At 41.0% G+C, this 14,196-nt stretch carries 17 protein-coding genes; 1 reads left to right on the top strand and 16 read right to left on the bottom strand.

The window, feature by feature from the left end:
* Positions 1–83 precede the first annotated feature (83 nt).
* Genes ACFVS1_RS05900 through ACFVS1_RS05870 form a run of 7 tightly spaced genes read right to left on the bottom strand, consistent with a single transcriptional unit; the run spans position 84 to position 5,684 of the window.
* Entirely contained in the window at positions 84–1,064 is a 981-nt protein-coding gene (locus ACFVS1_RS05900) for a biotin--[acetyl-CoA-carboxylase] ligase (protein ID WP_387545618.1), read from the bottom strand.
* Complete coding sequence (locus ACFVS1_RS05895) at positions 1,049–2,233, bottom strand: CCA tRNA nucleotidyltransferase (RefSeq protein WP_387545615.1); 1,185 nt, start codon at positions 2,231–2,233, stop codon at positions 1,049–1,051. The genes ACFVS1_RS05900 and ACFVS1_RS05895 overlap by 16 nt, the downstream gene beginning before the upstream one ends.
* A 13-nt stretch (positions 2,234–2,246) precedes the next feature.
* A complete protein-coding gene (bshA, locus tag ACFVS1_RS05890) occupies positions 2,247–3,386 on the bottom strand; it encodes an N-acetyl-alpha-D-glucosaminyl L-malate synthase BshA (protein ID WP_352920324.1) in 1,140 nt (379 codons plus the stop codon).
* A gap of 4 nt (positions 3,387–3,390) precedes the next feature.
* On the bottom strand, positions 3,391–4,104 hold the full coding sequence (gene bshB1, locus ACFVS1_RS05885; RefSeq protein WP_387545613.1) for a bacillithiol biosynthesis deacetylase BshB1: 714 nt from the start codon (positions 4,102–4,104) through the stop codon (positions 3,391–3,393).
* Positions 4,088–4,513, bottom strand: a complete 426-nt coding sequence (locus tag ACFVS1_RS05880; RefSeq protein WP_352920319.1) for a methylglyoxal synthase — start codon at positions 4,511–4,513, stop codon at positions 4,088–4,090. Before ACFVS1_RS05880 ends, bshB1 begins: the two co-directional genes overlap by 17 nt.
* A gap of 18 nt (positions 4,514–4,531) precedes the next feature.
* Positions 4,532–5,332 carry a 4-hydroxy-tetrahydrodipicolinate reductase gene (gene dapB, locus ACFVS1_RS05875; protein WP_137015994.1) on the bottom strand — a complete coding sequence of 267 codons (801 nt, stop codon included), beginning with the start codon at positions 5,330–5,332 and terminating at the stop codon, positions 4,532–4,534.
* Positions 5,333–5,351: 19 nt separating this feature from the next.
* A complete protein-coding gene (locus ACFVS1_RS05870; RefSeq protein ID WP_352920856.1) occupies positions 5,352–5,684 on the bottom strand; it encodes a nucleotide pyrophosphohydrolase in 333 nt (110 codons plus the stop codon).
* A gap of 166 nt (positions 5,685–5,850) precedes the next feature.
* On the opposite strand from ACFVS1_RS05870, the gene ACFVS1_RS05865 reads away from it, so the two are divergent.
* Positions 5,851–6,723, top strand: coding sequence for a YitT family protein (locus ACFVS1_RS05865; protein WP_352920316.1), 873 nt, complete (start codon positions 5,851–5,853; stop codon positions 6,721–6,723).
* 106 nt (positions 6,724–6,829) lie between these two features.
* Here the strand turns inward: ACFVS1_RS05865 and ACFVS1_RS05860 are convergent, their stop codons facing one another.
* The 9 genes from ACFVS1_RS05860 to ACFVS1_RS05820 form a co-directional block, all read right to left on the bottom strand.
* Positions 6,830–7,504: a zinc metallopeptidase gene (locus ACFVS1_RS05860; protein WP_101222407.1), complete on the bottom strand. Its 675-nt coding sequence runs from the start codon at positions 7,502–7,504 to the stop codon at positions 6,830–6,832.
* 85 nt (positions 7,505–7,589) lie between these two features.
* A complete protein-coding gene (ypjB, locus tag ACFVS1_RS05855) occupies positions 7,590–8,375 on the bottom strand; it encodes a sporulation protein YpjB (protein ID WP_387545607.1) in 786 nt (261 codons plus the stop codon).
* Between the two features lie 119 nt (positions 8,376–8,494).
* Entirely contained in the window at positions 8,495–9,088 is a 594-nt protein-coding gene (gene lhaT, locus ACFVS1_RS05850; RefSeq protein ID WP_192205336.1) for a lipoprotein heptaprenylglyceryl N-acetyltransferase LhaT, read from the bottom strand.
* Positions 9,089–9,264: 176 nt separating this feature from the next.
* A complete protein-coding gene (locus ACFVS1_RS05845; RefSeq protein ID WP_352920305.1) occupies positions 9,265–10,032 on the bottom strand; it encodes a menaquinol-cytochrome c reductase cytochrome b/c subunit in 768 nt (255 codons plus the stop codon).
* Between the two features lie 56 nt (positions 10,033–10,088).
* Positions 10,089–10,763, bottom strand: a complete 675-nt coding sequence (qcrB, locus tag ACFVS1_RS05840; RefSeq protein ID WP_034307974.1) for a menaquinol-cytochrome c reductase cytochrome b subunit — start codon at positions 10,761–10,763, stop codon at positions 10,089–10,091.
* Between the two features lie 3 nt (positions 10,764–10,766).
* Positions 10,767–11,273, bottom strand: a complete 507-nt coding sequence (locus ACFVS1_RS05835; RefSeq protein ID WP_352920301.1) for a Rieske (2Fe-2S) protein — start codon at positions 11,271–11,273, stop codon at positions 10,767–10,769.
* A 160-nt stretch (positions 11,274–11,433) separates the two neighbouring features.
* Positions 11,434–11,895: a YpiF family protein gene (locus ACFVS1_RS05830; protein ID WP_387545602.1), complete on the bottom strand. Its 462-nt coding sequence runs from the start codon at positions 11,893–11,895 to the stop codon at positions 11,434–11,436.
* Positions 11,896–12,057: 162 nt separating this feature from the next.
* Entirely contained in the window at positions 12,058–12,609 is a 552-nt protein-coding gene (locus tag ACFVS1_RS05825; protein ID WP_241590168.1) for a ReoY family proteolytic degradation factor, read from the bottom strand.
* A gap of 41 nt (positions 12,610–12,650) precedes the next feature.
* Positions 12,651–13,922, bottom strand: a complete 1,272-nt coding sequence (locus ACFVS1_RS05820; protein ID WP_387545600.1) for a tetratricopeptide repeat protein — start codon at positions 13,920–13,922, stop codon at positions 12,651–12,653.
* Between the last annotated feature and the right edge of the window lie 274 nt (positions 13,923–14,196).

Here is a 14,196-nt window from a genome sequence, read left to right as displayed (position 1 = left end):
AGTTCACATGAGATACTGCCCACTTGCATTATAACAAGCCAAATTGAAAATTTCTATTTAATTTTCACGAATTTGACAAAAATCTACTGAATTTCAATATCAGCAGAATATATCGAATGGACGGTTCCTTTGCCGTCTTCAAGAAGTAAAACGCCTGAATCCGTTATGCCCAACGCTTTTCCGACAATCGTATCATTAACGGTACTGGCTTTGATTACCTGTCCGAGACTGATCGCATAACTCTCCCATAAATCCTTTATTGGCATGAAGCCTCGATCTAAATAGAGTTCGTACAAATTTTCCAGACGAAACAATGCTCGTTGAATGACCTTTGACCTTGAAACCGTCCCTCCACTTTCTATAAGAAGGGAAGACGCCTTTTCCTGCAGATCTACAGGAAAATCCTCCAATTGCTGATTGATATTCATTCCAATTCCGATAATGACAGAATGAATCCTATCTGATTCAGCCTGCATCTCGGTAAGAATGCCCACCACTTTCTTGCGATTCACCAAAATATCATTCGGCCACTTTATTTGCGGCTTCAATTCAGTGGTATCCTCTATAGCCTGAGCAACAGCGACGGCTGCCAATAATGTAAGCTGAGGGGCCTCATGAATCGGGATTTTCGGTCTTAGGATGAGACTCATCCATATGCCGCTGAATTTTGGGGAATGCCAAGATCTCATTAGCCTGCCTTTTCCGGATAACTGCTCCTCGGCAACGACGAGGGTCCCCTCCTGAACGCCTTCATTTGCGAGTTGATGCGCAATTTTTTGCGTGGATTCTACAGTTTCCTGATAGTGGATCATCTTGCCGATCGTTTTTGTTTCCAAGCCAAGCTGTATTTCGCTCTCGGACACTTTTTCCGGCGCTGATATGATCCGGTAGCCTTTTTTCCTTACAGCTTCAACATTATACCCTTCACTGCGCAGGTCTTCTATATGCTTCCAGACAGCTGTGCGCGAACAGCCAATGTATTCAGCAATTTCCTGACCGGATATAAACGCACCATCCGCTTTTGAGAGGGCTTCCATCAGCTTTGTTCTTAACTCAGATTGCATTTCACCAGCCACCTCTTTATTTCTTCTTTCTCATTACTTAATTCTTCATTCAAGACAGCTTTCAATATTTTTTCCAAGTATTCCTTGACCCATGGACCTGGCTTTTCTTGTTGCCAATTCAATAAATCCGTCCCCTTAACGGCAAGATCCGACATTTGTTTAATAATAAGTCCATTATAGCTTTGATGTGCATTCTCCTCCGCATCCGATACATTACCGCCAGTCATCGCCGCCTTGACTTTTGCAGCTTGTACAGATACGTCATGACCTGCACGAAATATATCGATGGCGGATGGATCCTCTTTCTTCACTAGCTGTATCGTACGTTGAACGTTTCTTATGCTTTTCAATGGCAGCTTCCATTCCCTCAAAGCCTCTTCCATTTCCTGATCCTTTGTGTGAACCATGATTATAGACCATATTTCTGCCGCTTTTAGCTGATGAAGCCGCAGGTTCAATAATTCCATTAAATGATCCTTTTTACTGGAGAATAGGGGCAGGTATCGATATAAACCGCTTTCCAGCAAGAGTGAAAAAGCCCTGACTTTATTGGAGCCTGCCAATAGTTTCTCAAATTCAACCAGGATTCTTTCGACAGCAATTTCACTGATGATCTGGGCGTTTTCTTTAAGGGAAGCAAAGGTTTCTTGATCCAGTTCAAAATCAAGTTGACTGACGAATCTTAATGCACGCATCATTCTCAATGCATCCTCATGAAACCTTTCATGCGGGTTGCCAACCGTAATGATCCTTTTTCCAGCCAAATCTCGCTTACCATTAAATGGATCGATGATCTTACCGGTCTTATCCATTGCCATTGCATTCATCGTAAAATCTCTTCTTTGCAAATCCTCAGTCAAAGAACGGACAAATTGTACAGCATCGGGTCTGCGAAAGTCCGAATACCCGCTTTCCGTTCTAAACGTCGTAATTTCGTATGTACCCGTATCCGTAATGACGAGCACTGTTCCGTGGTCAATCCCGATATCAGCCGTATTAGGAAAAATTCTTTTGATTTCCTGGGGTGTTGCGGAAGTGGCGATGTCCACATCGTTAATGGGCCTTCCAAGGATATAATCCCTTACAGAGCCGCCAACGAAATAAGCCTCGTATCCTGCTTCTTCAATCAATTCCAGAATGGGTACTGATTTTAAGAATAACCGATCCATCAGCATCCCCTCCCTATTCCATGGATTTACCTTCAAGTGCTTGAATGTAGATGGCTTCATACTCAGCCATAATCGTATCACTGTGAAATTCAGTATTGGCCCTTTCCAGCGCAGCTTCAGAAAAGCGTTTATGTAAAACCGGGTCGCTTAAAAGTCCAATCGCTTTTTCAGCAACCATTTTGACATTTCCCAATTCACAAATATAACCAGTCTCCCCGTCAACGATGACTTCAGGAATTCCCCCGATATTGGTCCCTATACAAGGAACTCCACATGCCATCGCCTCGAGCAGCACAAGTCCGAAGCTCTCTTTTTCCGATAACAGGAATATCAAATCACTGATTGAATATAATTCGGCAAGGTTATCCTGCTTACCAAGAAACAAGACCGAATCATCGATTCCAAGATCATTAGCCAATTTCAAAACGGTTGTCACTTCCGGCCCATCCCCTACGAGTAGAAGCTTTGCAGGCATTTTCTTTTGAGTTAGATAAAACGCTTGGATAACGTCTTTCACTCGCTTGACCGAACGGAAATTCGAAACATGTATGATCACTTTTTCATCTTCACTGATTCCGTATTCATCCTTAAGGTAATCGGAATTTGATTTATGGTAATCTCTTTCATCAATAAAATTATAAACGGTTTTGATTTCCTTATCCGGTGCGATTAATTCGTGTGTCTGCTGAACAAGGGAATTAGATACTCCTGTAACGACATCTGATTGCTCTATCCCGAATTTTATCAAATTGGTCAATGAAGGATCATGGCCTAATACGGTTATGTCCGTACCATGCAGTGTAGTTACGATCTTTACTTCATTACCTGACATCTGCTTTGCAAGAATTGCACAAACTGCATGGGGAATTGCATAATGAACGTGGAGAATATCTAATTTCTCCCGTTTTACGACATCCGCTATCTTGCTCGCAAGCGCCAGGTCATATGGTGGATATTGAAAGACTGAATATGAGTTCACTTCAACTTGGTGATAAAAAATATTACAGTACATCTTATTCAAGCGAAAAGGGAGGCTTGAAGAAATGAAATGTATTTCATGTCCTTTTTCAGCAAGCATCTTGCCTAATTCAGTTGCTACGACACCAGAACCCCCAACTGTAGGGTAACAGGTAATTCCAATTTTTAATTTCATAAGATTATTTTTCTCCTAACAAGTCGGCATCGATCAGTAACGGTTTTTTAGTCATGAATCCCTCCGCATAGGCGACACCCACTTCTTTGCCGAACATCCGCTCCCGTGCCTCGACAGTCTCGATATAGCCATTCACCAGCGGTGTTTCTACAGATACTTGACTTCCTTCGAATTGGCTGCGGTATGCCCTAAGGCTATCCAGCTTTTTCGATATTGTGGAACTGATGTCCACGACAAAGTCCGGTTTGTGAAACCCATTGATCATATAATAGTACATATTTTGGACACGATGAGAATCAAGGCCTGCTTCTTCCATATACTTTCTTACTCCTGCCGAAAAAACTGCTTCCTCCACCAATTTGGCACAGTTACCATGATCGGGATGGCGATCTTCCAAAAATGGTGCAAATACAAGTGCAGGCTTATATTGGCGAATGACCGTAATGATTTGATTTATGTATTCCGCTTTCATGTATAGGCCCCGGTCGGGTAAATCAAGGGAAATCCTCTTCACCCCAAGAATTTCTGCAGCCTTATTCGCTTCCTCTTGCCGCAATGGAACGGTTCCATTGGATGACATTTCAGCTTTTGTCAAATCACAAATGACAATTTCCCTGCCTTGTTGCACATATTTGGCGATCGTGCCACCCATACCGATTTCAACATCATCCGCATGTGCGCCGAAAGCCAGAATATCTATATTACTTTTGTTTATCATTTATCTCACCTTGTTTTTTCCGTAGTTTTAGCCAGTCCATATACCCATGCTTCAAACCTTGTATCAGCACTTCTGCCGTGCCCATATTTGTCGCCAAGGGAATTTCATAAACATCTGATAGGCGTATAAGCGCCGATACATCTGGTTCATGTGGCTGTGATGTCAATGGATCGCGGAAAAAAAGGACCATGTCCATTTCTCCGCGCGCGATCATTGCACCTATTTCCTGATCCCCGCCAAGAGGTCCTGAATGAAAACGATGGACAGGCAGCGATACTTCTTCCATGATCCTTTTCCCGGTCGTTCCTGTAGCATATAATTCATGCTGCTCAAATACCTCTTTATAGGCTGTTACAAATTGAATGATATCTTCTTTTTTCATATCATGGGCAATTAAGGCAATTTTCATCGTAAATCCTCCTGATCCCTATTCAATAATATTTTCCAGGCCATATACAAGAACATCCAACTTCATGACGGTATCGACAGCAAGTTTGACTCCTGACATGAAGGAAGCTCGATTAAAGGAATCATGCCGAACCGTCAATAACTCTCCATCACTTCCGAAAAGCACCTGTTGATGGGCAACCAATCCAGGTAGCCGGACACTGTGGATATGCATACCATCCACATTTGCGCCTCTTGCCCCCTGGATGGTTTCTTTTTCATTAGGGTGCCCCTGTTGTTTCGTTTCACGGACTGCTGCAATCATGTCTGCCGTTTTGGAAGCAGTTCCAGAAGGTGCATCCAGTTTTTGATCATGGTGCATTTCTATGATTTCCACATCCGGGAAGTACTTTGCGGCCATTTGGGAAAACTTCATCATCAAAATGGCTCCGATTGCAAAGTTTGGAGCGATGATGCAGCCAATGCCCTTTTCTTTTGTTAATGAATCCAGCTTCGCTAAATCTTCCTTAGTAAAACCAGTCGTTCCCACTACAGGGCGGATGCCATGATTAAGTGCCGTTTCGGTATGAAGCATCCCCACTTCGGGTGTGGTCAAATCGATCAATACGTCCGCTTTTACGGAAGAAAAGCATTCATTTATATCCGAAAAAACCGGTGCTTCAATGCCGTGAAAACCTTCTATTGCGGAGAGGCTTTCCCCGTTATGCTTGCGATCTATGACAGCTGCCAATTCAAACCCTTCTGTCCTATGTACAAGCTTCACCGCTTCATTTCCCATTCTGCCACGTGGACCAGCTACTATAACTTTCACTTTACTCATCTTTACCTTCCTCCTCCAATTATTCTTCTTTTCTTGTCCATCTATCTTTATCACGGGTTGTGAACTTTTCCATGACCAAATCATGCGAGTTTTGAAGGTCAATCCCTAAAGAATTGGCAAAACAAATCAACACAAAAAGCATGTCCCCCAATTCCGCTTCAATCGTATTCTCTTCTTCTGTTGCCTTCTTTGGTTTTTCACCATGGTAATGATTGACTTCCCTAGCCAACTCGCCAAGTTCTTCAGACATACGGGCCAGCATGGCCAGAGGGCTGAAATATCCTTCTTTAAATTGTCCTATGTATTGGTCGACCTCCGCTTGCATTTGTTGGATCGTCTTATGCTTTTCCATATAGTCACCCATTCTTGATTTCGTTTTCAAACATCATACCTTCTCCATGTTAGCTAAAAGTGAAACAGATGACAACAGATACGTTCGCGAATCAAAATTGCCCATAGTTGGTTAATTAGTTATAATAAGTAAATTAATGAAATGTAAACCTTTGGAGGTATGGGACATGCTTTTGGGCTTGAAATTGAAAAATATCATCTTCATCCTTTTTGGGGCTGGAATCTTCGCTTTTGGCCTCGTGCATTTTAACATGCAGAACAACTTGGCCGAAGGCGGATTCACCGGTCTCACATTGATTATATATCAACTTATCGGGATAAATCCTTCTTATTCTAATTTGATTTTGAATATTCCCTTATTTTTAATAGGGTGGAAATATCTAGGGCGCACATCTTTCTTATATACGATAATCGGAACGGTTGGCCTCTCCGTTTGGCTATGGGTTTTCGAAAGATACGAAATCGAAATCGATCTCGGAAACGATTTGATGCTGGTGGCATTGTTTGCCGGTGTATCTGTTGGTGTCGGGCTGGGCATCATCTTTCGTTACGGAGGGACAACAGGCGGAGTGGATATCATTGCCCGTTTTGCCCATCGTTACTTAGGAGTGGGCATGGGACGGACGATGTTCATCTTTGATGCCGTCGTCATTGGCCTGTCCATCCTTACCTACCTGGATTACCGTGAAGCGATGTATACCCTAGTTGCCGTATTTATAGGTGCCAGAGTAATCGACTTTATGCAAGAAGGAGCCTATGCTGCTAGAGGTGCAATAATCATTAGTGATAAAAACATGGAAATTGCAGAAAAAATCATGAATGATATGGAGCGGGGCGTAACTGTATTAAGGGGTTATGGATCCTTTACACGCAATGACCGCGAAGTACTCTATTGTGTTGTCGGCAAAAATGAGTTAGTCCGCTTAAAAAATGCCATAACATCGGTGGACCCTCATGCATTTGTATCAGTAAGTGAAGTTCATGATGTATTGGGTGAGGGCTTTACCCTTGATGAGAACAAGAATCCCATTGAAAGGTAATCCATTGGTTAATTTTGCCCTGTCTACCTGCATTTTATTAGCAATGTGCAGCAAAAACTCTTTAAAACGAAAAAGGACCCCATCCCAAGATGGAGTCCTTTTCAAATTAATCTTCTTCCCTCATTCCTGTATACATAAGCAGAAGACGAACTAATTCCAGTACGGCTACAAGAGCGGCAGCAACATAAGTCATCGCAGCAGCACTTAATACTTTTTTCGTTTCCCGTTCTTCATCATTCCGGATGACCCCAGCGGAAACGAGTTGATCCATTGCCCGAGAAGAAGCATTGAATTCAACCGGCAGTGTTATCACTTGGAACAATACAGCGGCTGACATAAATACGATACCCGCCAAAAGCAAATTAGGAAGTGAAGCTAGCATCCCGATTAAAATCAAAATCCAAGATATGTTAGAGCCAAAATTAGCTACCGGTACTAATGCATGGCGGAAACGCAAGAATGCATATGCTTCTTTATCTTGAATCGCATGTCCAACTTCATGGGCTGCAACCGCTACGCCAGCAACTGAATGGCCGTGATAGTTATCCGTTGATAAACGCACCGTTTTATCCCTTGGGTCATAATGATCCGAAAGCATTCCAGGTGTCTCTTCGACCCTGACATTGAACAGTCCATTTTGATCCAAAATGGCACGAGCCGTCTCAGCACCATTCATTCCGGAAGAGGCCGATACCTTTGAATATTTTTTATACGTGCTTTTCACTTTCATTTGTGCATAAATCGGGATTAAAATGATAATCGCCAAATAAATGAAATACATGGTATCCTCCTATAACTCTTATTACTCTTAATTCTATGGATTGAAGGCAACCGTGTCAAATATAGTGTTCTCTTCCCGTGTCTTTTTAATCATTATGTTCTTTCCTTGGTTTTTCCCTATCCCCTTTATATTTTCTCCAGCCTACATAAGAAAGCGTCATGATAATGATTGAGCCTGTCGAAATGATGACCCACCAAAGGGAAGGATCTGCATCATCTTCACCCATATCATCAAAAATGGAGGTTAGTTCGTTTTGCAACGCTTCCAGTTCCTCCTGATTATCTCCATCACTGATTACCTCCGGGCGGTATTGGTTGATGTATTGAATCCTCGTGTCCAGTTGCTGCATCGTTTCTTTGGAAAGGTCGACTTTCAAGCTTGGATATATCATTTCATATTGTGATAGGAATAAGTTCAATTGGCTATTAAATGTAATGGTGTCTTGTTTGATGGCAGCATTCTTTGTCTGCTGGAAAGAATTCATCATTTGATCCTCCATCTCTGTCCAAAGTGGCTGATGAGTAGACTTGACCGCATCAACAACAAGCCGGAACTTTGTGACAGAATTAACCTTTTCGGAATCTCCCTTATTCATATCCTTTATTGTCATCAACGCTTCATTATGAGCTACAGTGATAATTCGAAGTTCGTCCATGTCAAGGATCTGCTCTTTCGCTGTATCTTTTAAAAACCGGTCAGAAAAAAACGTCAGCATCTTTTCCGAATCTCCATATCGCTTCAACTTGGTCATTTCCAAGGCTCTATCGGAAATGTCATCTAATTGCTCCAAACTTGAAGAGGATTCTGCATAGACAGGGAAATGTAAGACGACAAATAAAACAGCAATGGTTAATATGAATTTTTTCAACATGCTACTCGTCCCTCCTCATATCTCTACTAAAACGATATGAAAGAAAAAACATGAGTAGACCTCGTTCAACATAAAAAAGTTACCCCAGCTTTTACAAAGCTGTATTTAGAGTTAACTTTTTAAGGGAAGGATAGGGTGATTCGCTTATTTCTATATCCAAAGTACCAGCCGACAAAAATGGAAAGTATGCTGAGCCAAAAAGTGAAATAACCTATCGAATTCATATATACCAATAAATCACGGTATATTGGCATCATTTCAAAAACATAATCGATTATGTCATTATGTATGGTCCAGATCCCTGCCACTATCATATGCCAAGGTTTTATTCGATAAAATGGTGCATATAATATCCCTTGAATCGCCATCCCCAAATGAGAAGCCATTAACATATAACCTTCCCATGGCAATGAACCTGTTGTCACGTAGGTCATCAAATTCATTACAACTGCCCATATGCCATATTTGAATAGTGTCATTATCGCCAATGCTTCCATAAGTCCGAAATTCCTTCTTAAAAGGAAACCCGTTAAAACAAATACAAAAAACAGGCTGGCAGTCGGGCTATCCGGTACAAATGCCAAAAAAATCGCCGGAGTGTTTTCCAATTGACTACCGTACCAATAATATCCATAGGCTGTTCCGAATATATTTATTAATAATAACAAAACGAGCATTTGCCGATTTGCAAGCCAACTGTAGATAACATTCATTCTTTTACCCTCACTTACATTCTCATGTATACTCATTTTACAGGCCATCAACCAGAAAACCAAGTATTCATTTCAATTTCTTCTCATTAACGCTTCAATTTACCAATAAAAAAAGCCGACAACCGTAGTCGTCAGCTTCATTTGCAGCATATGAAAGAAAATGCTGTGGATGCTATTTATTTTGCCGATAAACCTGATACAAATTCAGCTAATGTTTTCAATTCTTCATCTGTACCTTTGAACATGCCAGCTGGCATGGCGCCCTGGCCTTTGACTGCGATCTTAGAGATTTCCTCTGGCTTTAAACCAGTGTCAATTAAGCTTGGCGCTCCTGCTCCACCAGTTAATTCTGCTCCATGACAGCTGATACACCCATTAGAATCCATTAATTTATACCCATCGCTCTCTTTATCAATGTCTGCACCTTCCACGATCGCTCCTTGCTTCTTGGAAGCTTCCCAATCGTGATGGGCTGCGGATTCCCATGTTAAATAGAAAACGCCGGCCATTGCCAATAACATGAAGCCTACAGCAAAAGGACGTTTCGCCGGGCTCCGCTCTGTACCACGATCCAGAAAAGGTGCCAAAAGCAATGCCCCGAAAGCCAAACCAGGTATTACCATGGACCCGATTGCATTATAAGGACCTGAAGCATAGGTATACTTAAGTAATTGGTAAAGGAATAGGAAATACCAGTCCGGCAGCGGAATATACCCTGTATCTGTAGGATCTGCTATCCTTTCCAATGGTGACGGATGAGCGATTGTCAGGCAAAGATAACCTACAAGAAATACAGCTCCTACCATCCATTCTTTTAAAAGGAAATTAGGCCAAAATGCTTCAGTTTTCCCAGGATATTCTGAATAATCTTTCGGAATATTCGGTTTACGGTCCGCGGAGATACGCGAGTCACCTACGAATTTCATACCTTTCCCACGATGCATTGAACAATTCCCCTCCTTTATGAAAAGGTTTATTTGGTTTTTGGTTCACCATTCTTTTATAGCGGGCCTGAAATACCTTGTTTTCGGATCATCAGGAAATGAGCCGCTAGTAAAGCAAATAATGCTGCTGGCAGGAAGAATACATGGATAGCAAAGAATCGTGTCAATGTCTGTGCTCCAACGATGGTTGGATCTCCTGCTATCAATGTCTTGAGTGCCGGCCCCATCAATGGTACCGATTCGACAATTGTCAAAGTAACCTTCGTTGCGAATAGCGCTTTCATATCCCAAGGCAATAAATAACCAGTCAAGCCTAATGCCAGCATGATGAAGAAAATCAACACGCCGACCATCCAGTTCAATTCACGCGGTTTTTTGTAAGCTCCCTGGAAGAAGACACGAAGAGTATGTAAAAACATCATAACGATAACTAGACTTGCTCCCCAGTGATGCATACCACGGACAATTTGACCGAAGGCAACTTCATTTTGCAAATAATAAACAGATTCCCAAGCGTTTTTAATGTCCGGGACATAGTACATCGTCAAGAACATGCCTGACAAGATTTGGATGACCGTAATAAAGAAAGTTAACCCACCAAAACAATATACGAATGCAGAAAAATGATGTGCGGGGTTAACATGTTCTGGAACCTCATGGTCAGCAATATCCCGCCATAATGGCGTAATATCTAAACGCTCGTCCACCCAGTCATATAACTTTGTTAGCAATGTTTACGCCTCCCCATGCGGTTTTAGTTGACCCAAATAAAGTATTCCATCTTTTTCTTTCGTGTCATAGACATCCAATGGTGAAACCGGCGGTGTCCCTTTCACATTCACTCCATCTTTCGTATACCTGCCATAATGGCAAGGACAGAAAAATTGATTCGGATTAGTCTTATCCGTATTCCAGCCTACCGTACAGCCTAAATGTTTACAGATTGGAGATAAAGCAACGATCTTACCATCATCCGTTTTGTAAACCCAAGCTGTATTTGTTTCTTCAGACTCATACCACCCATCGACCTGTTTAAAACTAAAGTCGACACGGGTTGGTTCGGTAGTCAGTTCACCTACCTTCTGTTTAGTTGCAACGTAATCCCCGCCTTTATCTGCTGATAATACAGGATCAATTGCAAACCTAACCATAGGCATCAACATACCGGCCGCCATAAATCCACCAACGCCAGTAAGTGTGTAATTAAGGAATTGACGTCGTGAAACATTATGCTTGCTCATGCGTTTTCCCCCCCTCTATTACTATACTGAGAGCCCAAAGGACCAATAAATAGCGACACTATAAAACTAGGACATTTCCATGATATCTCAATAATTTACCAAGGTCAATATTTGTAAAACCCAAAAGGTGGCAACTATGTGTCAAATAATGCGAAAAATCCTACTTTTTTTCATTTTTCCAATTATAAGAGAAAATATCAAGGATTTGGATAACTTGCTGGTGAATCATTTCCCTTGCTTGTTCGATTTCAAGCCCTTCCAGCGGGATGGCAGGAATCCATACTAAATTATTTTCTAATTCCCGCTCCTCCTTTTTCCACTCAAAATCCGATGTAAGAAAAAAAACATGCTCGAAATTATTTTCTTTCACTTCATTGGCCCAACGTTTTAACCGCTCAACCTTATCCAATTCATCACTTAAATAATGAAATGTTGGCAATAAAAGAATTCTTCCTTTCATCTGCTTTTCAATTTCCAAGCTTAAAAATGTAAGAAATTCATTCATCGAGCCCGTTTGCTTCATTTGTCCTCGAAAAGATAGGGGAACCAAAGGAATCAAAACGGTATCCACATACTCTTTTGACTGCATATACATGTCAAGATCTTTTGCTGTCCACTTCATGTTTTTTCTTCACTCCCGATTTTTTAAATCAACTCCTTATCATTTTACCATTATTTTTATAACATCTTTACCATATACCCATAGTCTTTACAAAAATGTGAATTTTATCAATGTTTTATAAAAAATAAAAACCTTTCCTGATTACGGAAAGGTCAATATATTTCATCCAAGTACTTTTAATTGATTCAATTGTTCGGTCAAGTTCTTAAATGCTAGTTCATCATGCTTATCAAGGGCTTCATCGATTTCCTTAAGCAAACGGTCCCTTTGAAAATACAACATGCTTCTTTCCAAAAATTGTTCAGCCAGCAGCTGGTCTTTTTCATTCGACGCCGTTGATTTCGGCATGAAGGGGTTGTTCTCGAGTACCGCTGCATATTGATAGGAAGAATAAGACGATTTAAAATTAAGCTGAATATAAATGTCTTCATCCCGATTTAAACGGATATCATGAAAAGATTTCTCTGCATCGGTCGTCATGATATTGGACTTATAGAACCTGAAAGGGACCTCATCCACACAATGTGTCGACATAATCAATCCACGTGGGCAATATTGTGCATTTTCTACAAAATGAACCTTTTTCATTAGTTGATCATGACTCATTAAGTAATTCAAAATCCACACACATTCTCTTCGTTTCAGTTGATAATGATTTAAAAACCACCGAATAAAATCCTTCTTCTCATTCACAGAAACAGGGGCAGCCACCATGAATTCCCTCCTCTGTCTAGATTTAGTTTCGTTTCACTTATCTACATTTCATCTGTGCTTTCACCTAGCCGCTCCAATATCATCGCATACTCATCATTCGCCGGGTTCATCTCAAGGAGCTTATTAAATACTTCTCTAGATGTGGCTCTGTCTCCTTCTTCAATTAAAAAGAAACCATAATCCTCAAGGAAATCTTGATTGTTCTTGAATGAATTATATGCTTTATGATAGCTGGTTAATGACTCTTTAAATTGTTCAGTATGCTGATATGATACAGCAGCTATCCATTCAAACTGCGGATCATCCTCTCCATATCGCCTTACTTCACCAATACACTCCAATACATCTTCATACCGTTCGTGGTGCATATACAATTTCAAGAGGGTGAGTGCAGCTTCCAGGTATCCCGGATCAATGGCCAGTGCTTCTTTAAATAGATTTTCCGCCTCTTCATCAAGCCCGCTTTTCAAGGCAATTTTTCCACCGAAGAAGTAAAGTTCCTTATTGAATTCATCAGCCTTGATTCCTTCTTTGACTGTTTTCAGGGCATTTTCCAGATCTTCAAGATGTTCATAACTCTTTGCCAAGTACAAATATAAAGAATGGTATTCATGATCTAATTCTTTCAGTTCAATGAACTTTCGTACGGCTGTGTCATAAAGACCTGCCTGAAAAGCTGTAAATGCATATTCAAATAGGGTATTGATTTCAAGTCCATCCTTTAAGGCCTTTTCAAAGTGCGGAAGGGCATCCTCGAACTTCCCCGAACTGCTTAATGCTTCAGCAAGCCTCTGATTGACATTAACACCAGCGATTTCTTGTTCCTGTTCCAAAACCTTTATGTAATTTGCAATGGCTTCCTGATCCCTTCCTTGATGAAAGAACAGTTCAGCTAGTGCAAAATCAATGATGATCTCATCTGGAAGCATTTCTTTGGCCTGCAGTAATTTCCTTTCGCTGACCTCGTCCATCCCCTGTAATTGATACAGGTCCGCTTCCAAAAGCAAAGCACTTGGATATACTTCATCATCTGCACTTACTTTTTCAAGCATCAGCATCGCTTCATCTTCCTGGTCCATGTCAATCAGGATTTCCGCCAACGAAACAATTAATTCTCCTTCATCGGGATAGAGTTGCAGCAGATGTTCAAAAAGATCCTTTGCCTCCTCCGCAAAACCAAGCTGGAGCATTTCTTCGGCCAGCAACAATATGTCCTCTGCTGACTCTGATGATTTAATTCGATTTATATGTTTAAGAGCTTCTGTTAATTCCCCTTTTTTTAAATGCTGTATAACTTGTTCCACTTTGTTCATTGTTGAATCCTTCCTTTTGCATGATAGACTTGGTCCTTAGTCATACACACTCACGCCATAATGTAACATACTCTGCCATTAAGAACAAAATACCATATAATCGCAAGATGTATAGTAAACAGTATTCATTAGTTTACCATACTGTAGCCCTGTATTCCATTGATGAAGTCCCCTCCCATTCTCATTAAAAAAAGGTTACTAGTTAATTCTCCACGCTATGGTAAATCTCCTTTTTGACCATGAACACCATTTTCATTTATTTTCATGATCAATA

The sequence above is a fragment of the Peribacillus sp. NPDC058075 genome (genome assembly GCF_042885195.1).
Lineage (GTDB): Bacteria > Bacillota > Bacilli > Bacillales > DSM-1321 > Peribacillus.
Note: the sequence above shows the minus strand (reverse complement) of the source record. Positions and strands in the feature narration are given on the sequence as shown.